Origin of the sequence: Pseudovibrio sp. Ad13 (assembly GCF_001623225.1) — a bacterium.
Taxonomy (GTDB): domain Bacteria; phylum Pseudomonadota; class Alphaproteobacteria; order Rhizobiales; family Stappiaceae; genus Pseudovibrio.
In genome coordinates this window covers 295,577-318,423 of the sequence record NZ_LMCC01000005.1, presented here as the reverse complement: position 1 = coordinate 318,423, position 22,847 = coordinate 295,577, and the positions used below count along the sequence as shown (strand labels likewise).

General features: G+C 51.8%; 23 protein-coding genes. 10 read left to right on the top strand and 13 right to left on the bottom strand.

Features of this window, described 5'->3' with window-relative positions; genetic code table 11:
• Positions 1-19 precede the first annotated feature (19 nt).
• The 3 genes from PsAD13_RS08255 to coxB all read right to left on the bottom strand — a co-directional run bounded on the left by PsAD13_RS08255 (position 20) and on the right by coxB (position 3,701).
• Positions 20-952: a heme o synthase gene (locus tag PsAD13_RS08255; protein WP_063287204.1), complete on the bottom strand. Its 933-nt coding sequence runs from the start codon at positions 950-952 to the stop codon at positions 20-22.
• A gap of 141 nt (positions 953-1,093) precedes the next feature.
• Positions 1,094-2,686 (bottom strand): cytochrome c oxidase subunit I, encoded by a 1,593-nt coding sequence (ctaD, locus tag PsAD13_RS08250; protein WP_057462276.1) that lies wholly within the window; start codon positions 2,684-2,686, stop codon positions 1,094-1,096.
• An 82-nt stretch (positions 2,687-2,768) separates the two neighbouring features.
• Positions 2,769-3,701: a cytochrome c oxidase subunit II gene (gene coxB, locus PsAD13_RS08245; RefSeq protein ID WP_063302436.1), complete on the bottom strand. Its 933-nt coding sequence runs from the start codon at positions 3,699-3,701 to the stop codon at positions 2,769-2,771.
• Between the two features lie 549 nt (positions 3,702-4,250).
• Between coxB and PsAD13_RS08240 the strand changes: the two genes are divergently transcribed.
• Positions 4,251-4,778, top strand: coding sequence for an invasion associated locus B family protein (locus PsAD13_RS08240; RefSeq protein WP_057462274.1), 528 nt, complete (start codon positions 4,251-4,253; stop codon positions 4,776-4,778).
• Positions 4,779-4,882: 104 nt separating this feature from the next.
• Here PsAD13_RS08240 and PsAD13_RS28570 read toward each other — a convergent pair whose 3' ends face one another.
• Together PsAD13_RS28570 and PsAD13_RS28565 are read right to left on the bottom strand one after the other, a co-directional pair.
• Positions 4,883-5,020, bottom strand: a complete 138-nt coding sequence (locus tag PsAD13_RS28570; RefSeq protein ID WP_343228955.1) for a hypothetical protein — start codon at positions 5,018-5,020, stop codon at positions 4,883-4,885.
• 220 nt (positions 5,021-5,240) lie between these two features.
• The gene (locus PsAD13_RS28565; protein WP_343228954.1) at positions 5,241-5,426 is read right to left on the bottom strand and encodes a DinB family protein; all 186 of its coding nucleotides are present in this window, start codon (positions 5,424-5,426) and stop codon (positions 5,241-5,243) included.
• A gap of 202 nt (positions 5,427-5,628) precedes the next feature.
• On the opposite strand from PsAD13_RS28565, the gene PsAD13_RS08230 reads away from it, so the two are divergent.
• From PsAD13_RS08230 to tldD, 3 genes are all read left to right on the top strand, one after another.
• Entirely contained in the window at positions 5,629-6,246 is a 618-nt protein-coding gene (locus tag PsAD13_RS08230; RefSeq protein ID WP_208980500.1) for a LysE family translocator, read from the top strand.
• Positions 6,243-6,848 carry a LysE family translocator gene (locus tag PsAD13_RS08225; RefSeq protein ID WP_208986495.1) on the top strand — a complete coding sequence of 202 codons (606 nt, stop codon included), beginning with the start codon at positions 6,243-6,245 and terminating at the stop codon, positions 6,846-6,848. Before PsAD13_RS08230 ends, PsAD13_RS08225 begins: the two co-directional genes overlap by 4 nt.
• A 115-nt stretch (positions 6,849-6,963) precedes the next feature.
• Positions 6,964-8,388, top strand: coding sequence for a metalloprotease TldD (tldD, locus tag PsAD13_RS08220; protein ID WP_063293732.1), 1,425 nt, complete (start codon positions 6,964-6,966; stop codon positions 8,386-8,388).
• Positions 8,389-8,454: 66 nt separating this feature from the next.
• On the opposite strand, the gene PsAD13_RS08215 is transcribed toward tldD, so the two are convergent.
• On the bottom strand, positions 8,455-9,204 hold the full coding sequence (locus tag PsAD13_RS08215; RefSeq protein WP_063293731.1) for a transglutaminase family protein: 750 nt from the start codon (positions 9,202-9,204) through the stop codon (positions 8,455-8,457).
• A gap of 217 nt (positions 9,205-9,421) precedes the next feature.
• Between PsAD13_RS08215 and PsAD13_RS08210 the strand changes: the two genes are divergently transcribed.
• From PsAD13_RS08210 to PsAD13_RS08190, 5 genes are all read left to right on the top strand, one after another.
• Positions 9,422-11,326, top strand: coding sequence for a monovalent cation:proton antiporter-2 (CPA2) family protein (locus tag PsAD13_RS08210; RefSeq protein WP_063293845.1), 1,905 nt, complete (start codon positions 9,422-9,424; stop codon positions 11,324-11,326).
• A gap of 114 nt (positions 11,327-11,440) precedes the next feature.
• Positions 11,441-13,219 carry a monovalent cation:proton antiporter-2 (CPA2) family protein gene (locus PsAD13_RS08205; RefSeq protein WP_063317841.1) on the top strand — a complete coding sequence of 593 codons (1,779 nt, stop codon included), beginning with the start codon at positions 11,441-11,443 and terminating at the stop codon, positions 13,217-13,219.
• A 146-nt stretch (positions 13,220-13,365) separates the two neighbouring features.
• A complete protein-coding gene (locus tag PsAD13_RS08200) occupies positions 13,366-13,788 on the top strand; it encodes a helix-turn-helix domain-containing protein (RefSeq protein ID WP_057462269.1) in 423 nt (140 codons plus the stop codon).
• Between the two features lie 6 nt (positions 13,789-13,794).
• Positions 13,795-15,159: an MATE family efflux transporter gene (locus tag PsAD13_RS08195; protein WP_063317840.1), complete on the top strand. Its 1,365-nt coding sequence runs from the start codon at positions 13,795-13,797 to the stop codon at positions 15,157-15,159.
• A 104-nt stretch (positions 15,160-15,263) separates the two neighbouring features.
• A complete protein-coding gene (locus PsAD13_RS08190) occupies positions 15,264-15,485 on the top strand; it encodes a DUF2093 domain-containing protein (RefSeq protein WP_093517470.1) in 222 nt (73 codons plus the stop codon).
• Here the strand turns inward: PsAD13_RS08190 and lpxK are convergent.
• From lpxK to PsAD13_RS08160, 6 genes are read right to left on the bottom strand one after another with little or no spacing between them, the layout of a single operon-like run.
• Complete coding sequence (gene lpxK / locus PsAD13_RS08185; protein ID WP_063309880.1) at positions 15,482-16,495, bottom strand: tetraacyldisaccharide 4'-kinase; 1,014 nt, start codon at positions 16,493-16,495, stop codon at positions 15,482-15,484. The two genes, PsAD13_RS08190 and lpxK, sit on opposite strands and share 4 nt — an antisense overlap.
• A 3-nt stretch (positions 16,496-16,498) precedes the next feature.
• Positions 16,499-17,788: a 3-deoxy-D-manno-octulosonic acid transferase gene (locus PsAD13_RS08180; protein WP_063309879.1), complete on the bottom strand. Its 1,290-nt coding sequence runs from the start codon at positions 17,786-17,788 to the stop codon at positions 16,499-16,501.
• 24 nt (positions 17,789-17,812) lie between these two features.
• Entirely contained in the window at positions 17,813-18,508 is a 696-nt protein-coding gene (locus PsAD13_RS08175; protein WP_057462264.1) for a lysophospholipid acyltransferase family protein, read from the bottom strand.
• A 48-nt stretch (positions 18,509-18,556) separates the two neighbouring features.
• Positions 18,557-18,799, bottom strand: coding sequence for a DUF4170 domain-containing protein (locus PsAD13_RS08170; protein ID WP_057462263.1), 243 nt, complete (start codon positions 18,797-18,799; stop codon positions 18,557-18,559).
• A gap of 50 nt (positions 18,800-18,849) precedes the next feature.
• Positions 18,850-19,644, bottom strand: coding sequence for a 3'(2'),5'-bisphosphate nucleotidase CysQ (locus tag PsAD13_RS08165; protein ID WP_063295492.1), 795 nt, complete (start codon positions 19,642-19,644; stop codon positions 18,850-18,852).
• Positions 19,631-20,974 (bottom strand): TldD/PmbA family protein, encoded by a 1,344-nt coding sequence (locus PsAD13_RS08160; RefSeq protein ID WP_063317839.1) that lies wholly within the window; start codon positions 20,972-20,974, stop codon positions 19,631-19,633. Before PsAD13_RS08160 ends, PsAD13_RS08165 begins: the two co-directional genes overlap by 14 nt.
• A 317-nt stretch (positions 20,975-21,291) precedes the next feature.
• Here PsAD13_RS08160 and PsAD13_RS08155 point away from each other — a divergent pair, with 317 nt between their 5' ends.
• Positions 21,292-21,891 carry a DUF6101 family protein gene (locus PsAD13_RS08155; RefSeq protein WP_057462260.1) on the top strand — a complete coding sequence of 200 codons (600 nt, stop codon included), beginning with the start codon at positions 21,292-21,294 and terminating at the stop codon, positions 21,889-21,891.
• A gap of 5 nt (positions 21,892-21,896) precedes the next feature.
• On the opposite strand, the gene ubiA is transcribed toward PsAD13_RS08155, so the two are convergent.
• On the bottom strand, positions 21,897-22,841 hold the full coding sequence (gene ubiA, locus PsAD13_RS08150) for a 4-hydroxybenzoate octaprenyltransferase (RefSeq protein WP_063317838.1): 945 nt from the start codon (positions 22,839-22,841) through the stop codon (positions 21,897-21,899).
• Positions 22,842-22,847: the final 6 nt, after the last annotated feature.

The window sequence follows — 22,847 nt, the reverse complement described above, 5'->3', positions numbered from 1 at the left end:
TTCTCTTTCCAGTTATGCGTTAGACCAGACCAATCATGTTCTCAGCGAGCAACCCAGCAAAAATCAGCATGAGATAGAACAAAGAGAACTTGAAGAGAGACATTGCTGTTTTCTTGGCTGCATCACCCTCGCGCACTCTCCAGACACGGATTGCATAACCGAGGAACACCAAGCCAAGGATGGCTGAACCAACACCATAAAACACCGAGGCAAAGCCTAGGAAGTACGGTGCCATGCCAACTGGTAGCAACAGCAAAGAATACAAAACGATTTGGTGACGGGTCGCGGTTTCGCCTGCGACGACCGGCAACATTGGGACGCCAGCAGCCTGATAGTCGCCGTTTTTAACCAGCGCCAAGGCCCAGAAGTGTGGAGGTGTCCAGGTGAAGGTGATCATGAACAGTGCGATGCTGACCAGCGTTACGTCACCTGTAACAGCTGCCCAGCCGACCATTGGCGGAAGCGCGCCAGCTGCACCTCCGATAACGATGTTTTGCGGCGTGCTGCGCTTGAGCCACATTGTGTAGATGACCACGTAAAAGAAGATCGTGAACGCCAGCAGACCAGCGGCCATCCAGTTTGCCACCAGACCGAGGGTCAGAACAGAACCGAAGGACAGAACCATGCCAAAAGCAAAGGCTTCCTGACGTGTGATTTTGCCTGCCGGGATCGGGCGCTTTTTAGTGCGGGACATGACAGCATCAATGTCTGCATCCCACCACATGTTCAGCGCACCAGATGCACCACCACCAATGGCGATGCAAAGAATAGAAATGAAGCTGAGGACCGGGTGCTGATTACCCGGAGCCATGACCAGACCAACAGCTGCTGTGAACACAACAAGAGACATTACCCGCGGCTTGAGCAGCGCGATGTAATCAGAAACGCTTCCACGACCACCAAGATCGGTTGCGTCCTCGTGAAGTCCTTGTGTCTGTTCCAGCATTGTCATGCCTGTACCTCTGTCGCGATATTGAAACCTGTGCCGTTTTTCAGCGTTCTAGACTTCATCCCCGGAACATTGGAGCACTTCCGGGCTTGTGCTTTACCTAGAACCGAGGGCGCTGACACGCCCCCGGCAATTTCGGTGCAGTTACTTGATCTTTGGAAGGATCTCGAACTGGTGGAATGGAGGAGGTGAAGACAGGGTCCATTCCAGAGTAGTTGCGCCTTTGCCCCATGGGTTATCGCCAGCCACACGCTTCTTGATGAATGCGTCAAGGACACACCACAAGAAGATGAGCACTGCAAAACCAGTGAGGTAGGAACCGTAGGAGGAAACCATATTCCAGCCAGCGTATGCATCCGGATAGTCGGCATAACGGCGTGGCATACCAGCAAGACCAAGGAAGTGCTGCGGGAAGAACACGAGGTTCACACCGATGAACATAAGCGCAAAGTGCAGGTTGCCGAGGAACTCGGAGTACATGTAACCGGAGATCTTAGGGAACCAGTAGTACCAGGCTGCAAAGATCGCGAACACAGCGCCCAGAGACAGAACGTAGTGGAAGTGAGCCACAACGTAGTAGGTGTCATGTAGCGCGCGGTCGAGACCTGCGTTTGCCAGCTGAACACCGGTTACACCGCCAACGGTGAACAGGAACACAAAGCCAATCGCCCAGATCATTGGCGTGCGGAACTCGATGGAACCGCCCCACATGGTCGCAATCCATGAGAAGATCTTGATGCCGGTTGGCACTGCAATCACCATGGTGGCGAACAGGAAGTACGCCTGCGTGTCTGCGGACAGACCAACGGTGAACATGTGGTGCGCCCAAACGACAAACCCAACAACACCAATCGCAACCATCGCGTAGGCCATGCCGATATAACCGAACACAGGCTTGTGCGAGAAGGTGGAGATGATGTGGGAGATGATGCCGAATGCAGGCAAGATCAGAATGTACACTTCAGGGTGACCGAAGAACCAGAACAAGTGCTGGAACAGAATTGGGTCACCGCCACCGGCAGCTGTGAAGAAGGTGGTGTCGAAGTTACGGTCTGTCAGCAACATGGTGATCGCGCCAGCCAGAACAGGCAGAGAGATCAACAGCAGGAAGACTGTTACCAGCACGGACCATACGAACAGCGGCATCTTGTGCATGGTCATGCCAGGCGCGCGCATATTGAAGATGGTGGTGATGAAGTTGATGGCACCCAGAATGGAAGATGCACCGGCAACGTGTAGCGCCAGAATTGCAAAGTCCATTGCAGGACCAGGAGATGCCGATGTCGACAACGGCGGATAGATAGTCCACCCTCCGCCAACACCATACTCACCTGCCGCTCCAGGAACAAATAGAGACAACAACAGAAGAATGAATGCTGGTGGCAGAAGCCAGAAGGAAATGTTGTTCATACGTGGGAACGCCATATCAGGCGCACCGATCATGATCGGAACAAAGTAGTTCGCGAAACCACCGATAAGCGCTGGCATAACCATGAAGAAGATCATGATCAGCGCGTGCGCAGTAGTGAATACGTTGAACATTCCAGCATTTGGAAAATATTGCATTCCGGGATCTTGAAGTTCCATCCGCATTGCGATGGACAGAAGACCGCCGATGATACCAGCCATGATCGCGAAGATCAGGTAAAGGATACCGATATCCTTGTGGTTGGTGGAGTAGACCCACCGCACCCATCCAGTTGGATGGTCATGTGCATGCGTTTCAGACGCAGACATACTTGTGCTCCCTCGTAAAGTTCTTGCTCGTATGCGCTGCAGCCCTTGACGCGCGCATACTCGGCTCAATCAGTGGCCCCGCTTAACGGGACACAACCTTCACGTCGGTGGCTGCGGTGGCAGCAACCTTCTTCTCATCAGCAATCAGATTTGCGAGGAGTGTGTTTGCTTCGTCGATGTCCGAGCGAGCAGCTTCGGCCCAGGCCTGATACTGTTCTTTGGTCACAACCTGTACGGCGATTGGCATGAATGCATGACGTGTTCCGCACAGCTCCGAACACTGACCGTAGAACATGCCGGTGTTATCAGCACGGAACCAGGTTTCGTTCAGTCGAAAAGGCACTGCATCAATTTTGATACCAAATGCAGGAACTGCAAAGGAGTGTATCACATCCCCAGCGGTCACCTGAACGCGTACTGTTGTGTCGACCGGGACAACAATGTTGTAGTCGGCAGCCAAGAGACGTGGTTCATTTGGTTTAAGAGCTTCGCGAGATTGATTATAGTTATCTTTTGCCAATTCAGAAGCATCTTCAAGCATATAAGCATCGAATGAGACATCTTCCATGCCTTCATCCGCATACTCATAACCCCAATACCACTGGTAACCAGTTGCCTTGATGGTCATTTCGTATTCAGGGATATCAAGCTGTTTGAAGAGCAAACGGAAAGACGGAACTGAGATCATCACCAGAATGAGGATTGGGACAACCGTCCAAACAACCTCGATCATAGTGTTGTGTGAAGTGCGAGATGGCGTTGGGTTCGCCTTCTTGCGGAACCTGATGATCACAACAAGCAGCAGGAGTGCTACGAAAACCGTCACGCCGGCCATAATGATCAGGGTAAAATCGTTAAACCAGCGAATGTCTTCCATCACTGTCGTCGCCGCAGGCTGCATGCCCATCTGCCACGGCGTTGGCTGTGCTGCATTGGCTGCACCTGCCATAAAACCCGTCAATCCGATTGCCATAGTTGCGGCAATGGTTGCCAGGTGATGCTTCAAGAGCTTCATCACGTCTTGCGCTCCCTGTCCCTCTTAAATGCCGCCGAAACGGCAATCCTCTTCTTGTCCACACATGTGGGGTGCCCACTTTGGCCCGTCCGACCAGTCCTCACACCTGCGTGAATATCTGCGACATAATAACCCAATAAGGGTTTCTACGCGATTCCCCTAAGGTTATAGCGACTATAAGTCGCAGTATCATTTGACTTGAATCAATGAGTTGGACAAAAAACATAAGAAATCCGCAGATGCAATTGGATTTTGAACGATCTCCGCTGTTTTCACCTAATTACTTTTCCCTATATCGAAAATCGATCATTTCTATCCATGCGTCCAATTTCACTCACTAAATCGTCACTTTATCGGCAAAAAGGAACGTTACCTCGGCGTGAACAATGTGAGTCGGATCCCTCCTTCCTCGTCAGTTAAGTGGACAGCCAAGAATGCCAGTTTGCGCTTTGACGTCAGGAGCGGTATTCCAATATTTTAGGGAAACACCCCACGCTGGCTGGCTGGGGAGACAGACACTGCACAGCCGGTGAACTGGAGGAAGGTTTTTTGAAGCAGTTTTTACGCACGCTGACTCTATCAGTTGCGGTGACAGTGGCGGGTGCCGCCGGATTTTCCGGAGCTGGTCATGCTCAACAAGCGCTTGGCGAACTCAAAGGCGAGTTTGGTGATTGGCAGCAGCGTTGCGCCAAATCCCCAGGTTCTAACGTCGAGCAGTGTGCTCTTATTCAAAGTGTGACAGATTCTGCACGTGATACTGTAGGCCTGACAGCTATTATTCTTAAGACGGCTGACCAGCAAGCGACCGTTTTGCGCATTCTCGCTCCACTTGGCGTTTTGCTACCGATGCAACTTGGTCTGAATGTAGATGGTAAAGATGTTGGCCGGATGCCATTCATCCGCTGTCTGCCTGCCCCAAGCGGTTGCGTTTCTGAAGCGATGCTGGAAAAGGATCTGATCGACAAGCTCACAACTGGTCAGACTGCAACTTTCATCATCTTTGAGACACCAGAAGAAGGTATCGGTATTCCGATCTCACTGGTTGGTCTGAAAGAAGCAATCGCGGCTCTACCTTAAGTGTAAGTGCTTGCCCTCGAATGTAATCTGAAAGCCGAGATGATGAAAATCGCCTCGGCTTTTGTCTTTTCAGGCGCGAGGAAAGACCCTGCCTAACTATCTGGTCACCCACGATCTGGCCAGATGTCTGTCTCACAGAACCCGAGTGCGGCGAAGTCATCCTTACGGGCCTGCTGCTCCATCTCATTGCTGAGAAAGAACTCATCGAGCTGAGGTGGTGCGACTGAAGTTCCGCTCAACATGGCATGCACTTGCCCGCGATGGTGTGTCTGATGTTGGAAGAGATGCAGAAGAAGCCTGTCTGCTCACTCACTCAGAGGCTTGTCATCTCTCAGCACATGTATTTTGGAGAGGTCAGCGAGGCCCATTGAACCTATGTGCGCAATTAACTTCTGATCTGAGTTTCTTTGAGCCTCGAAGAGAGGTGGCAATTGCTCAAAAGGGTACTCAGGATCAAATGCATTAATCCAGAGCGCTGATATAGAACCAGTCCACTGTGAGGATGTGATTCAGTGTCATCAGGATTGAAGGGAAAAAACTTGTCCGTTTTGCAGCTAGCTCGTCTTCAGAGAGCTTCTTGCAACTGGAAAGTAGCCGATAATTCGCCCAAGCGTTGTTTTTGGCCTGCGCTTGAAAATATTGAAGCACTGTTATTTCCGTCACTTAAAAATTTGAGATCAGTCTCTGCAGTTTTCAAAGAGACCTCTTAGTTTTCCTAAAATGAGGCACGCAAAGCAAAGGGTTTTTGCACTTTAAATCCGGTGTGCTGTTTTCTATGCGAGCACATTCTGTTTGATTGCGGCAGCGTCAGCCTCCTGATGCAAACAGACCGGACCTTTGCAGGTGATCCGTGCCCATAGCAATGCATGTCTATATTGCGTTTGTTGTCACCACATTGATTATCATGTCGGTGCCTGACGCCAGTAAAATGTTGATCCTTTCCAGATCCGCATCCGGAGGAACTTTTGCTGGTCTCTTTACACTCATTGGCGTTAAAGCAGCAGAAGCTATTCAGGTGGTGCTGGTTTCCTTTGGGCTTTCCTGGCTCATTGTCAGTTATCCCTATGTCTTTGAGACTGTGACTGTTTTGGGGGCGGCTTATCTGATTTATCTCGGCCTTCGAAGATGGAGAGCTGCTAGCCGCAGGATTGCAGAGCCCACCAGCCAGGGCTCTGACTTTCTGACAGGTTTCATGATCAGCATTGCCAATCCCAAAACTCTCATTTTTCTCGCAGCTCTTTTCCCTCATTTTCTCAACCACGCTCACCCTGTAGATGCCCAGTTTGTCGTTTTGGGTACAACTTTTCTTTTGATCGCGACCTGCCTGGATCTACCGCTTGTGGTGGGCGGCGGACTGGTTGAGCGGCTGTTTCGATCTCCACGTGTTGAAGGTGTGCTGAAGCGGTTCAACAGTGGTGTTTTGCTCACTGCCGGAGTTTTCCTTATGGGACTGTTGGTTTTCAGATGATGAATTTCAGCCTTTACCTCGGATTTATTGTTGCAACATTCATCTTACTGGCTATCCCCGGGCCTAACGTGATGATGATACTGGCTAAATCCACTCGCGAAGGCACTTCAGCGGGCCTGATTGTCATGGCTGGCATGACAATCGCACAAGCTGTCCAGATCATTGCTGTTGTGCTTGGCCTTTCCTGGGTGGTGCACACCTACCCTGATGCCTTTGAGGTTATTCAGCTTGGAGGAGCGGCCTATTTAATCTACCTGGGCATCTCTAGCTGGTTGCGTGCGGGCCGGCATGACAGGGTAGTGAGCGGAAGCCATATGCATTTGAAAGTTGGCTTCTTTGTTGGCCTTTCAAATCCAAAATCACTGCTGTTCATGGCGGCATTTTTCCCGCAGTTTATTGACAAGGCTTATCCAGCAGATCCGCAGCTGACGGTGATGGGTGTGACTTATCTTGTGATGGCGATTTTAATTGATGGACTGATCGCCGTTCTTGGCGGGTATTCCCGCAACTGGCTGTCTGCTCCTTCCGCAAGATTCAGGCTCGATAGGGTTTCTGGCGCCGTTCTGGTGTGTGCCGGATTGGTGCTCGCTTTCCTGCATTGACCCTCAAATACTTGGGAGCGATGGCCTTCCCGCCTCCTTTATTGAATAGTAAGCCTTGAAAGTGCACGGATTGTTCGCCACAACAGAGCAAATCCTTTATTTCGGAGTTTTACCCATGAGCGATAAACCTATTGATCTTCTCCAGACCTCAGGACTGGACGAGGAGACAGCGCGCCAGATTACTGCGGCAGCGCTGAAAGGCGCTGATGATGGGGAACTTTATCTGGAATACAGCCAGAACGAAGGGCTTGTGTTCGACAATGGACGCCTGAAGTCCTCCACGTTCAGCACCGGTCAGGGATTTGGCCTGCGCGCTGTCGTGGGTGAAGCTTCTGGTTATGCCCATTCCGACGATATTTCCGAGGCTGCTTTGAAACGCGCGGCTGATGCAGTTGCTTCTGTGCAAAGCGGACATTCCGGTACCTATGCAGCACCTCCAGCTCGTACCAATCAGAAGCTCTACACGGATGAAAACCCGATTGGCAGCCCAAGCTTTGCTGAAAAAGTACAGCTGCTGCAGGAAATTGACGCGTATGCCCGTGCGAAAGACCCGCGAGTACAGCAGGTAACTGTTTCGCTGGCAGGCAGCTGGAAGACAGTGGACATCCTGCGAGCTGATGGTCACCGTATTCGTGATGTACGCCCGCTTGTGCGCCTCAACGTTTCGATTGTGGCTGGTGACGGCGACAAGCAGGAGACTGGCTCTTTTGGCTCTGGTGGCCGCGAAGGGTTTGGTGAGTTTGTTGCTGAGACAAGCTGGCAGCATGCTGTTGAAGAAGCTCTGCGTCAGGCTCTGGTCAATCTGGAGGCAATCCCAGCCCCTGCTGGTACGTTTGACGTGGTGCTTGGCAACGGCTGGCCGGGCATTTTGCTGCACGAAGCAGTTGGGCATGGCCTTGAAGGTGACTTCAACCGCAAGAAAACATCGGCGTTTGCAGGCTTGATGGGACAGCAGGTTGCCGCAAAAGGTGTGACCATTGTTGATGACGGTACAATCTCCAAGCGTCGCGGCTCTCTCTCTGTTGATGATGAAGGTACGCCGACTGGCCGAACCACGCTCATTGAGGATGGTGTTCTTGTTGGATACATGCAGGACCGTCAGAACGCACGCCTGATGGGTGTTGAGCCAACTGGTAATGGTCGCCGTGAATCCTTCTCACACCAGCCCCTGCCACGCATGACCAATACCATCATGGAGAATGGCGATCAGGATCCCAAAGAGATCATCGAAAGCCTAGAAGACGGCATTTATGCAGTTTCCTTTGGTGGTGGTCAGGTTGATATCACCTCTGGCAAGTTCGTGTTCTCCTGCACTGAAGCCTACCGTGTCCAGAACGGAAAGATTGGCGCTCCAGTGAAAGGTGCGATGTTGATCGGGAACGGTCCAGATGCGCTCAAACGGGTGTCAATGATTGGCAACGACATGAAGCTGGATCCAGGTATCGGAACTTGCGGCAAAGCCGGTCAAGGCGTGCCAGTGGGTGTTGGACAGCCAACCATGCGCATCAACGAGATGACGATTGGTGGCACTGCGACCTGATTGGTTCAGACAGGTTCTATGAGTTTGAAGGGGCAGAGATGCCCCTTTTTCATTGCGATAACGCTTCTAATCCCGCAAAGGAATTGCAGGCACTTTACCAGCACGAATGCGATTGGTTCTCCAGTTCATCACGTGACGGATGCCGTTTTCATAAAGCACCTTCATCATTGGCGAAAACGCCTGCATGTGTTCAGTGTAGAAATCATCCGGGCTGGTATAGGTTCCGAAGTCATTGTTAATACCGGTTTTCTGGATGTAAGTGTCCTGCCCCCGCCAATTGACCTGAGGCGCGCTGAGGCAGTTGGTGCCAACGCCGTAGCCACAAAGGGATTGTCTGCTTGGGGCAAACTTCTGCTGAAGAGCAGAGAGAAACGCATCGTCCAGAATAAAGCCCTCCAGATTAATCCAGCGGTCCTCAAGATAGATCTCCACCCAGGAATGCAAAATGTTGTCCGGGGCGATCTGGTAGGCCAGTTCGGGCACTACTCCGCGCTGTAGTTCTTTATGGATCGTGAAGCCGTGCAGACGACAGGGAACTCCAACGGCTCTCATCAATGCCATGAGAAGTGTACCTTTGGTGTTGCACTGCCCTATTCCATCAGCCAACACCTGACTTGCCGGAATATTGTCTGCTTTATTGTAACCAAACAGGATTTCATTGCGGACGAAATCGTAGACTGCTCCAGCACGATCAAAGGGAGATAGATCCTTCCATTTCCTTTGATCAACGAGCTGCCGGATTGTTGGCGCACTAAAGTTGAGTAGTGGGGTTTCCTTGAGCAGGATGTTTAAGTGAGTGTTTGGTTTGTCTAGCATTTTGCGCCTCCAATCGAGAATGAGTCGACTGTAAAGGCTCTAGTCACTGTAGGTTCAAGCGTTAATTCGCATCTATTTAAACTACAACCAGAGAGCTCAAACTGGCACTTCGTTAAGGATGCTGAAGATTTACCTCAGCTTGTCTGTATTGCATTCAAACCGAATTTACGCTGGGTCTGTAGCTTCTTTCAAAAATAATAATGAGCCGCCCCCTTTCATGATCACACTCCACCAACTGGATTTTGTGACAGACATCATGCTGTTTCTAAGCATGGCGATTCTGGTGGTGCCGTTTGCCAAGCTGATCCGGGTTGGAACCATCGTCGGCTATTTGATAGCGGGCGTTATTTTAGGACCGTGGGGGATTGGGCAGTATCTTGGCAGTCCCTTTAGCGCTCCTGATGAGCTGCGGCCCATTGGTGAGCTTGGCGTGGTCATGCTGCTGTTTTTGATCGGGCTTGAGCTGAATCCTGGCCGTCTTTGGTCTTTGCGTAAGGAGATTTTTGGCTCAGGGTCAGCTCAAGTAGGGTTTTCCGCGCTTCTTATTGGGCTTGCTATCTATTTTGCGGGACTGACCTGGCAAAAATCTCTCATTATTGGCCTTTCGCTCGCGCTTTCATCAACGGCTCTTTCCTTGCGTATTTTGCAAGACCGCGGTGATCGCACGACGCCGATGGGGCAAACATCTATCGCAATCTTGCTGTTTCAGGACATGATGATTGTTCCCATTCTCGCGCTGATGGCGATTGTGGCGCCTGTTCCTATCGATACGGGCCAACGGCCAGGTTGGGAGACGGCGCTGATTATGGCTTCGACCGTGCTTCTGTTGGTTGCTGTTGGCCGCTATCTGCTCACCCCATTGTTTCGGCTGTTTGCCCGTATTGGTGCTCGCGAGATGATGACAGCCTCTGCATTGCTCACAGTACTTGGCGCAGCAACGCTGATGAAAGCGGTGGGTCTTTCGAGTGCATTGGGCGCGTTTATTGCGGGTGTGATGCTGGCAGAAAGTTCTTTCCGGCATGAGCTTGAGGCTGATCTGGAGCCTTTTCGCGGCTTGTTGCTCGGGTTCTTCTTCATCACGGTCGGCATGTCTATTGACCTCAACTTTGTCTATCAGAACTGGGTGGTGGTGCTTGCCTGCAGTTTTGGTTTGATGGTCGTGAAGTGTCTGAGCATTTTTTCTGTCACCCGCCTGTCTGGCCACACACCAGAAAACAGTTTGCAGATTGGTGGTTTGCTGGCTCAAGCTGGAGAGTTTGGGTTTGTCATCTTCTCAGCATCTGTCGCCGTTGATTTGCTGAACCCGCATCAGAGCAGCCTGCTCTCCGCAATCATCTCTTTCACCATGGCGTTTACTCTGCTGAGCGTTTGGCTCTCGCAATGGTTTGGCGTGAAGCTGAGGCCTGAGCCCGTGAAACCGGATATACCCAATACAGAGGGAGGCCGCACCAATGTGCTGGTGATAGGATTTGGGCGTTTTGGACAACTGGCTTCCCAGATGTTGATTGCGCAGGGCTCAACCGTGACGGTTCTGGATACAGACGCACAGCATATCCGGGAGGCCTCTCGGTTTGGCTACCGGATTTACTACGGAGATGGGCGACGACTGAATGTTTTGCGGGTAGCAGGGGCGGAAAATGCCAGCGTGATTGCGGTTTGTACCGAACGGGCCGAAACAACGAGCCAGATTGTACGCATGACGAAAACACAGTTCCCACTCGCCAAAATTTTTGCCCGCGCCCACGATCGTCGTCACGCTATTCAACTTGTGACAGCGGGCGCAGACTATCAGCTGCGTGAGACCCTGGAGTCGGCTTTACAGTTCGGGCGGGAAATACTGGAGGAGTTGGGCGAGGATGAAGACCGCACCTATGAAATTCTTGCGGATGTGCGGCGCAGAGATGCTGAGCTTTTGGCATTGCAGCAGGTGGGTGGCCTGTATGCGGGTTACAAGCAATTCAAGCTGCCCGATGTGCCAGTGAAACCTTTGATCAAACCGAAATCAGAATCAACTGCCCTGAACGAACCAGCACGCCGCCTTGCGGAGGCCGAAAAGAAGGCAGAGAAGGAACAATCAGAGAATTCTGAAAAAACTTCACCACACAAGCCATCTTCAGACTAGCTTTATACGGAAAACTACATTTTCTCTTAGATAGAATTAAGGTATTCCCCTCAAAATCGACTGAAATCAGAAATGTCTGTTTTAATAGTTTGAATTCCGCTTTTTAGGATGCCAATGGCAGAAGCTCACGTCCCCCCGTTCTTTATCGAAACCATTGTGGTTCTTTCCGCTGCAGTTATCGCTGTGCCCATCACCAAACGGCTTGGCCTTGGTGCTGTGGTCGGTTTCCTCGCAGCAGGGATGGCGATTGGCCCCTATGGCATCGGCTTCTTCAATGAGCCTGAGCGTATACTGGGCTTCGCTGAGCTTGGGGTTGTTCTGCTGTTGTTTGTAATTGGGCTGGAATTGGAGCCTGCCCGATTATGGACCATGCGGCGAGACATATTCGGGCTTGGGACAGCGCAGGTTGTAATCTCGGGTTTGATACTGACTTTAGGCGCTATGGTGTTTGGCCTGTCCTGGCAGGTTGCCCTGATCGCCGGGCTTGGTCTTGCTTTGTCATCCACGGCCTTTGCCTTGCAAATGCTGCAGGAGCGCGGACACCTGAGCACCAAGTATGGCCAACGGGCCTTCGGCATCTTGCTGCTGCAGGACATGGCTATTGTGCCTCTGCTTGCCATGGTCAGCATTCTGGCCCCTGCTGAAGCGGATGTGGAAGAAGCTTCCATTGCCATGCAGGTGATCACGGTTGTCGCAGCTGTTGGCTTTGTGATCTTTGCGGGCCGCTTCCTACTTTCTCCCCTCTTCAAGCTTTTAACGGCTTCAGGCGCTCGTGAGTTGATGATTGCTGCAGCACTGCTGGTTGCTCTGGGCAGTGCAGGTTTGATGAGCCTTGTTGGCCTCTCCATGGCATTGGGGGCTTTTCTCTCTGGTGTGATGCTGGCAGAATCTAGTTACCGACATACGCTGGAAGCGGATATTGAGCCTTTCCGCACAATGCTCATGGGTTTGTTCTTCATGACTGTGGGGATGGCGCTCGAACTTGATCTGGTTGTCGCAAACTGGCAGCGTGTCGTTTCTGCGGTCGTGTTGCTGATGCTCACCAAGGGTGTTCTTCTCTGGGGTCTGTCGCGTTTGTTTGGCTCTTCCAACTCTGATGCTCTGCGCGTGGCAGTCACTCTGCCACAAGGCGGGGAGTTTGCCTTTGTGCTGTTTTCAACGGCGACTGCCGCGGCAATCTTGCCAGAGGAATCTGCGAATATCCTCAGCGCTATTGTTATTTTGACGATGCTGCTCACACCACTTGGTGCGGTAGGTCTGGATTTTGTTGCTGAGCGGATGAAGAAGCATGGCGACACGACCAATAAAATCGAGACCTTTGAGGATGCATGCCCGAGCGTATTGATTGTCGGATTTGGGCGGTTTGGTATGATGGTTGCGCAGATGCTGACTTCTGAAGGAATTTCCGTTACAGCTCTCGACAACAAGCCGGATCGGATCAACTATGCTCGCCAATATGGCTACAGGGTTTATTACGGGGATGCGACGCGGCCCGACGTGCTCAAGGCAGCTGGAGGCGAGAATGCAACCTTGATTGCTCTTTGCATTGAGGATGACCGCGTCATGAAGCAGGCAATTTTGCAGATCAGATCCGCGTTCCCCAATGCAGCCCTTTATTGCCGTGCCACGGACCGGGCTCATGCACTTGATCTCACCCGTCTTGGCGTTGACTATCAAATCCGTGAGACTTTTGAGTCCAGTCTGACCTTTGGTCGGAAAGCGCTTGAGTTTCTTGGTTTGCCGGCAGACCGTATTGACGAAGTCGAAGATGATGTTCGCAAACGAGACGATGAACGCCTGACAATGCAGCTTGCCGGTGGTGATCTTGCTGGCTCTGACAAGTTGCACCAGCGCACGCCACGCGATGAAAGCAAATCAGAAAAACCTGACTGATTAAATCAAGTTATCAGAGCACTGCTCTTGACGCTGGTTGATTTGAAGCACATTTATTGCGTGGGCGTGGTGCGCTCTCATTTCAACATTTCGTGATCTGCGGCACTGCTTTCTCGCAGAGACCACATTAATCCGTATGGTTCGATATGGCTGGTGAATACTCAATCGGTGATCTTGCGAAGAAGGCTGGCGTTAAAGTCCAGACTATTCGTTTTTACGAGCAAAAAAAGCTACTTCCGGAACCTCCGCGCACTGAGGGCGGTCAGCGTCGTTATGGCGAAGACCACCTGAACCGACTTTCTTTCATCCGTCATGGCCGTGATCTCGGTTTCTCTTTGGAAATGATCGAGAGCCTTATGCTGCTTAAGGAACACCCGGAGGATGACTGCGAGGGCGCAGACGAGATTGCACGGGCTCACCTGACTGAGGTGGAAGACAAGATTATTCGTCTCCAAAGCCTACAAACCGAGCTGAAGAAGATGCTGAAACACTGTTCCAGCGGAAAGATACACGATTGCAGGGTCATTGAGGCCCTCTCTTGCGATTGCTATCAGCATCGCCAAAAGTGAGTTTTTATGTCCAGACCAACTTCATCCGGCACACGGGATGCAAAATTCACCTATGGCTCGACCATGCGCCATGTGCTGGTCATGACATCCACCGGCTCAGTCGGATTAATTGCTATTTTTCTCGTTGATTTTGCAAACCTTTTTTACATTGCACAGTTGGGTATTGAAGAACTTGCGGCGGCAATTGGCTATGCCGGAACCATCATGTTTTTCAACTCTGCAATTGGCATTGGACTTTCCATTGCCGCCAGTGCTTCCGTTGCCCGGCGTATCGGGCAAGGTGATGTGAAAGGCGCACACCGCCTTGTGAGCATGTCGCTTATAATATCAACATTGATATCACTCGCTGTCGTGGCTGGTAGTCTGGCGTTTCTGGATGATCTGGCGATGTTGCTCGGGGCGTCTGGGCGTACGCTCGATTTTACGTTGCTCTTCCTTTACATCGTCGTGCCTTCCATGCCGTTCCTTGTTGGTGCGATGGTACTTTCTGCACTGTTGAGATCCGTGGGCGATGCACGTGGCGCGATGTTTGTGACCTTATCCAGCGGCTTTGTGACAGCCATTTTAGATCCGATCCTCATTTTCGGGTTTGATATGGGCATAACTGGTGCTGCAATCGCTTCTGTTGTTTCTCGCCTGGTGATGGTTGGTGTTGGCCTTTATATCCTGATCATCAAGCACAACATGCTCGGCAAGCCTGAGATTTCGAAAACTGTCAGCGATACGGTCGATCTGTTCAAAGTGGCGACGCCAGCCATGTTGACCAACATCGCAACACCAGCAGGTAATGCCTGGATTATTGCGGAAATGGCTCAGTTTGGCGATGGAGCAGTTGCAGGTTTCGCGATTGTTGGCCGGATTATTCCTGTTGCATTCGGTGCGTTGTTCGCTCTTTCCGGTGCAGTTGGTCCCATTATTGGCCAGAATTTTGGAGCCCTGGAATTCGATCGGCTTAGCAAGGTTGTGAAGGATTCTCTTTTGCTGATCGTGGTTTATACGCTGTCAGCCTGGGGTTTGCTGTTTGTGTTGCAGGAGCCATTGGTGCAGTTCTTCAATGCTGAGGGTGACAGCGCATCGCTAGTCTTCTTCTTCTGCACATTTGCGGCAGCTGGTTTCCTATTCAATGCTGCTTTGTTTGTCACCAATGCAGTGTTCAACAATCTGGGTTTCCCAATCTACTCCATGCTGTTCAACTGGGGCAGAGCAACTCTTGGGACTATCCCGTTCACCATTGCCGGTGCGTACTTCTATCAAGCAAACGGTGTTCTGGCAGGACAAGCCATCGGCGGTGTTGTTTTCGCCTTTCTGGCCCAATATGTTTGCTGGCGAACGATTGAGAAAATCCGCAAGGAAAAACTAGCAGCTGCATAAATGCTGCCAGATTTATTTGCATAAGATGCATGTTCTTACCGCTGGCCTTTTTAGGGTTTGAGCGGTAAGAAAGGAAAAACGCAACAACTCTGGATGCTGAAATAATGAACCGTTTTGAACAGCCACGCGTTCCAACAGAAGCACGTATCCAATATCTGGATGGTGATTATCAGGTGAAAGCACCCGGTAACTTTGTGAAGTGTGCGATCACTGGCAAAACGATCATGCTTGAAGAACTCAAGTACTGGAGTGTATCTCGCCAGGAAGCGTACATTGATGCAGATGCTGCCCTTAAAGCCTATGAGAGCAACGGCCTACAAGCCTAAGGCTTTTCGCAGTCCAACACAGGTTTCAGGCGCTCAATGAGGGCGTCTGGATCAGCGATTTTCATCTCCACTTCCAACACACTTGCCACGCTTGCAAGCCGCGCAATAGATTGCTCTTCGCGGCCATCCAAACGCACGTAATCTTTTGTGGTCGTGATTGGCAGCAAGTCCTGCGCTTCAGCTTCACGCAGTATCAGGCGCGCGTCGTCTTTCGTGAAGTAATGATGATCCGGGAAGGACATGGTCTCAACGACCTCAGCTCCCGCCTCCCGCAGGCTGGCATATAGCTTTTCAGGGCGGCCAATTCCCGCGAATGCAAGCACGCGCTCCCCGTCTAAGGCATCTGCGGACACAGGACGGATTGCGGCGTGCATCAAATCGATCCCAGCTTGCTGTGCCGCCATCTGCTGATCGATACTCGCATCGCCCTCACCCACAACCATCAGCAGGCCAACCCGCTGCAGCTGTTTCTTGAACGGCATTCTCAATGGACCCGCCGGAATACATCTAGCATTGCCAATACCGGTCTTCGCATCCAGAAGAACGATGGAGAAGTCCTTATGCAAAGACGGGTTCTGGAATCCATCATCCATAATGATGACAGAAATATCCTGCTCTTCCAAAAGCTTGGCACCAGCTGTGCGATCAGCAGAGATCACTGTTGGGCCACGGCGTGCCAATAGCATCGCTTCATCGCCGACTTCTGCGGCGGCATATTTTGACGGCTCTACGAGCAGCGGTCCTTTAATCGAACCTCCGTAGCCACGCAGAAGAAAGCCGGGTTTGTGGCCAGCCTCTTTCAACAGAGCATTCAACGCCAGCGCAAATGGTGTTTTACCGGTTCCGCCTGCTGTAAAGTTGCCAATGCAAATGACAGGTTGACGGGCTTTGTATCTGGGATTGTACCTGAAACGACGTGTCGCCATGTAGCCGTAGAGCGCACCCAAAGGGCTCAAGAGTTTGGCTTGCCAGGTTCCGTTTTTCGTCCACCAAAAGTCAGGAGCATTCATCGTCTACTCCTTCCCTGCTGCTCGTTGCTTCACTGGCAGATACTGCTGCAGCTCAAGTTGGGTCGCTGCCAGAGCGCCCCGTCCAGATTCAACCAGCGTTTTTGCTGTGTCAGCACGCTTTTGAACATCCGCAGGATTGTGAAGCAGGTTTTCGATCTGATCGGCCAACTCACTGGTGTTGTGTACCAGAAGAACGCCTTCTTCCTTTGAGAAGTGGCGATAGATCCATGCGAAATTCTGAGTGTGCACACCAGATAAGATCGCGCAGCCGATCTGCGCAGGCTCAAGGAGGTTATGTCCACCGATTGGCCTCAGAGAACCACCCATAAACACGATTGGAGCAACACGGTAGAACAAGCCTAGCTCTCCGAGTGTGTCAGCTATATAGATATCGGTCGCATTGGTAATGGCTTCGCCCCGAGAGCGCTGAGTGCACACAAGGCCCATCTGCTCCAGCTCTTCGCGAATTTCCTGTGCCCGGACCGGATGCCTTGGAACGATAATCGTCAGCAAGCGATCAAACTTGTGCTTGAGCTCTTGATGGGCCTTGGCAACTTCAACTTCTTCTTCTGGGTGCGTGCTGGCTGCAAGCCATCGTGGGCGACCTTCGAGCTGATCTTTGAAGTCAGCGAGTTCTACCGGATCACACTCAGGAATATTGCCGTCAAACTTGATATTGCCCGTAGGTCTGACGCGGATTGCTCCCAGTTGCTTGAACCTGGCCGCATCATCATCTGACTGGGCGAGCACGCAATCAACGGTTCCAAAGACTGAATAGGCAAAGGAGGGAACACGGTTCCAATTTGAAAAGGAGCCTTCTGACATGCGTCCATTGACGATGATCAGTGGGATTTGCCGCTTTTCCAACTCATGGAATGTTGCCGGCCAGATTTCTGATTCAACTGTGATTGCCAGACAAGGTGACCAGTGGTTCAGAAATCTCTTGATGTTGCCGCGCGTATCGTAAGGAACAAACTGATGGATCACGCCCTCTGGCGCAGAGGCTTCAACCACCTGCGCAGATGTCAGTGTCGCTGTTGTGAGCAGTACTTTGGAACCACCGTCAACGACTTGCTTTGCAAGCGGCAGGACGGCATTGGCCTCCCCTACACTTGCTGCATGGATCCAGATCAGGTTGCCAGATGGCCGCTCTTTCGAGGCGACACCAAACCGTTCCCCTTTGCGGTTCTGATCTTCTTTGCCCTGGCGGGCGCGCAATTTATACAAGCCAACAAGGAGCGGCGCGGCCAGACGGCCAAGACCTTGATAGACTCTGAAGATCACTGAACTCATGGGACCCAGTTCTGCCAGTGTTTGTTATTTGCCTGATTTGGCGATGGCGTAAGCTTTGTCAGTTATTTCGTTCATGCTGTTTTCCAGACGCTGACGAATTTCCTCGACCTGTTCATCGCTTGCATCAGCCGGCACCGGAATAGGTTTACCAAAGCATAACCCAATATGGCTGAACGGCAAATTGATGGATGCCTTATCCCAAGTATCAAGGTCATAATGGCGGCTGGTTGCCATTGCTACGGGCAGGATTGGCCGACCGGAGTGCTTGGCCAGCTGTACGATGCCTTTGCCTGCCTTACGCGCAGGACCTTTGGGCACGTCCGCTGTCATGGAGACTGTGGCGCCTGCTTTGAGCACGCGCACAGCTTCAATAAAACCGCGCATGCCTCCACGTTTTTTGATTTGACTGGAGCGCTGCGCACCAGCGGCCCGGATTGTACCGAGTCCCAGTTTTGATGCGCAAACCGCTTGCATTTCGCCGTCAGCACTGCGGGAAATCATAACCCTAATGTCCCAGTGCTTTGGACAAGCAAAGGGTAGCATGAAATGCTGACCGTGCCACATGGACGCGATGAATGGTGCACCCTCCTCATGTTCCTCATAAACCTCTGGAGGATCAATGGTGAGTTTACTGCTCTTGTAGACAAAGAGCAGATAATACGCCATGGCAGTGCCCGCTAGCTTCATGACAAGCGGGTGTTTGCCTAGTTTTTTCAACATTTCACAAGCCCATTTGAGTTCGGGCAGAATTCCCGGGAGGCGCAGTACTTACTTGGTTTCTGCGCCCGGATCAAGCAGACGGTGCATGTGTACAATAAAGTAACGCATCAATGCGTTATCAACGGTACCTTGCGCCTTTGCTTTCCACGCGACGTGTGCCTCAGCGTAGTTCGGGTAGATGCCTACAATGTCCAGATCCTTAAGGTCCTTAAAGCGAACATTGCTGATATCTTCTAATTCACCACCAAACACGAGGTGAAGTAGCTGTTGGTTTTCTTCTTGAGCACTCATAGTGTTCGCTCACCTTCTTCACAGAGAGTCCGACCGGAAACCGATAAGGATTAATCCTCTACGGATATTCCCTGAAGCCTTTTAAACAATTTGGCAGAAGATGCCACTAGTCCGGGGTGATTTGTTCTAGTTTTATTGTAGTAGAGGGTCGATCCAGACAAGTCTACTAACTGGCCCCCAGCCTCACTGATGATTAAATCCGCTGCGGCAAGGTCCCAATCGCGGGCTCTTGCACGCGCCAGACCTGCATCCAATTTCCCACAGGCAACCAGTGCAAAACGGTAGGCAAGTGAGCCTAGATAAGGACTGAACCGAATCTGCTCACTCTTTACGCCTTCTTTTTCAAGGAAGCTGACCGGGCCTGCGATGTAGGCGCCGGTGACGGACGGACGGTCTGAAACCGCAATCTTTTCCTGATTGAGATAGCTGCCTCCTCCCTCTACGGAGGTGTAAAGCTCATCACGCACCGGGCAAAAAATCACGCCAGCTGTGGGGCGACCATTTTTGACCACTGCCAGCGACAGGCACCACTCATCACGTCCATTCAAAAACGCACGAGTTCCATCAATCGGGTCGATGATAAACACTGTCTCATAGTCTTTACGGACCAGATCGTCTTCAGTTTCTTCCGAGAGCCAGCCATAGTCGGGGCGTGCTTCGCGCAATTTAGATGCCAGAAACTGATCAACTTCGATGTCAGCGACAGATACAGGCGAGTCGCCTTCTTTGGTCCAGTTTTTTGGTGAGTTCCCAAAATAAGAAAGGGCGATCTTGCCGCCCTCCAGAGCTGCTGAAACCAGCAGCTCTAAATCTTCCTGCACGCTATATTTGTTAGCTTCCGGCAATCGTCAGTCCTTCGATAACCACTGTTGGCGTGGCCACTGCATATCGTTCGTCCAGATCAGATGCCGGTGTCAGGTTCAGGAACATATCCTTGAGGTTGCCTGCGATGGTGATTTCGCTCACTGGATAGGCGATTTCGCCATTTTCGACCCAGTAGCCTGAGGCTCCTCGGGAGTAGTCACCTGTTACACCGTTTGCACCGTGACCAATCAAATCCGTTACCAGCAAACCTTCGCCGATATCTCTTAAGATTTCTTCTGGTGTTTTCTCACCCGCCTGAAGCGTCAGATTGGTTGCGCTTGGAGAGGTGGAGGATCCGGAACGACGTGCACGGCCATTTGAGGTCAGGCCAAGCTCACGCGCTGCGTATCCGTCAAGGAACCAATGGCCCAGAATACCATCTTCAATCATGTTGAGGTATTCAGCACCGGTGCCTTCCGCATCAAACGGAGCTGTGCCACCACCGCGCGCCTTAAACGGGTCATCGGAGATGGTGATGCCTTTCCCGAAGACCTGCTGGCCCATTTTATCTTTCAGGAAGCTGGTGCCGCGGGCGATTGAGGCTCCGTTGATCGCGCCTGCAAAGTGACCAAGCAGGGAGCGCGCTGTGCGTGGTTCATAAACCACTGGCGCCTTGCGAGTTTCCAGCTGACGTGGATTGAGGCGGCACACGGTGCGCTCTGCTGCAAACCGGCCAACTTCTTCCGCAGACATCAGATCATCCCAATAGGTGCGGGAATCGAACTCGTAATCACGCTCCATGCCGGTGCCTTCACCAGCAATGGCAGTCATGGAGAAGCCTGAACGAGAGCGTTGATAGGCACCAACGAAGCCATGGCTTGTGGCAAGTACGATGCCGGAAAGTCCCCAACTTGCGCCAGCACCGCCTGATTTGGAAACACCTTCAACAGCAAGAGCCGCAGCTTCTGCGTCGAGCGCGGTTCTGGTCAGCTCCTCAGCATTCACCTCACGCGGATCTATCAGGTCCAGTTGCGGGATGTCTTTCAGGAGACGCTCAGGTTCAGCAAGCCCAGCGTATGGATCTTCCGGCGTGACCTTTGCCATTTCAACGGCACGGGCTGCAAGCTCAGCAGGGTCGTCACTCGCATTGGATGAAATGCTGGCAACCTGCTTGCCGACAAATACGCGGAGTGTGACGTCGTTGCCTTCTGCGCGGTCGGTGTTTTCAACCTTGCCTTCGCGCACGGAAACAGACAATGACATGCCCGTAACTGCGATTGCGTCTGCTGCATCGGCGCCGGCTGCTTTTGCAGCTTCCACCAAGCTCACTGCCTGCTCTTCAAGCTTAGAATTGGCAATTGCGTCAGACATTCGCATGGACCTCCTGTTTTCTTGCTCTTCGTGTTTAGGGCGTGCCTGTCTCAAGAGCAAGCACACCTGCCAATAATCGCGGGGCTGTACGCAGAAATTGCAGCGGCTTGCTGGGCATGACTTTGCACATAGGTGAGCCCATTTAAAGGTAGTTAGAATTTTAGCAAGTTCGGAAGAGGTTCGCTAAGCCTCTTTAAAATCAGAGTTTTTTAACCATTCGAGTTAAGGACTTACGCAGATTCTACCCTGTAATTTTCCTCTAGTTTGAAAAGAAGATGAATTGAAACCTCTACACCTGTGGAGGGAGGGGCAGTTCCGTGATCAACTACAAATCGCAGTTTTTGGGCCTTGCGAGCAACGACAACCACATTAATCGTGTGAGTGTATCGCTGCCGTTTCGCATGCAGGCGGACCTTCCTGATGATCTTCTTGAAACACCGGGTGTTAACAGATCCGATATTCGCATTGACCCGGACAAGGTGCTTATTCGCCGTGAGATGGGTGGGCTTCCGCTTACCTTAACGGTTCCGCTTGGGTCTTACTCTGGTGTTGGAGCGAGAGCGACAGTCAGCGAGATCAGCGATGAGCTGGAGTATCAGGTCATTTTGCTGCATCGCGATCATGCTTTGAGCATTCCGCTTTATACCAGCACAGATATGGAGCTGACAGCGGATTATTGGGAAGCCTGGTCAGATGTTTTGGCACTGCCGCTTCTCATGATCGACAGCGATGGCACCTCCAAACTGGCACGTCTTGGGCTTAACACATGCTCCAAAGGTGAGGCACTGCCACGCAGAAAGCTTCGAGCGTTGACTGGACGACGTCCGCGTTTTCTTGTTGGCCGCGAAACAGGCAAGCCAACACGGCTGCAGAAGATATTTGCCAGCTCCCGCCGTTTCACATCTTTACGGCGCTGAAACTCTTAAAGGTAATAGGCTGCAAGTCCGTCCAGCACCAATCCAATAAACAAGATCAGTCCGAAGGTAGAATTGGACTTAAAGAGCTGAAGACACTGGTCGCCATCATCAATGTCCAACACGCGGATCTGGTTCAGCAAATGCAATGTACCAAGCGCCAATCCGGCAAATGCAAGCGGGCCACTGCCTGCTGCAATGAAGGCTCCTGCAAACAGAACAACTGTTGCACCATAAAGAATGACCAGAGCCTGACGGGTTTTTTCGCCAAACAATCGCGCTGTTGAGCGCACGCCGACCAAAGCGTCGTCCTCTTTATCCTGATGGGCGTAGATGGTGTCGTAGCCGATTGTCCAGAGGATACCCCCGCAATACAGCAGCACCGGAGCCAATGAAAGACTGCCAAATACTGCGGCCCACCCCATCAATGCCCCCCAAGAGAACGCCAGACCAAGCACGAACTGTGGCCAGTCGGTGATGCGTTTCATGAATGGGTAGGCAGCAACGATTGCCAGAGAGGATATGCCCAGGACGATGGTGAAGGTGTTGAACTGCAGCAGTACGACCAAACCGGCGAGCGCTTGCAGTGCCATAAAGATTTTGGCTTGTTTGCTGGAGACCTGACCTGAGGGGATTGGACGCGAACGTGTACGTTCGACCTTATCGTCAATATCCTTGTCAACGATATCGTTGTAAGTGCAGCCTGCACCACGCATTGCCACTGCGCCGATAAACATCAGCACGGCGTACCAGATGTTTGGGATGGCAGATCCTGCTGCATTGGATGCAAGGGCCAGAGACCACAAACACGGCCACATAAGCAGATACCAGCCGATTGGCCGCTCCCACCTGGCAAGACGAGCAAAGGGGCGAAGGCCTGGCGGCAAGCGCGTATCAACCCAATGACGCTTTACTGCATCTGCAACTGGACCAGTGTCTTTGGTATTGAACATTGCCAC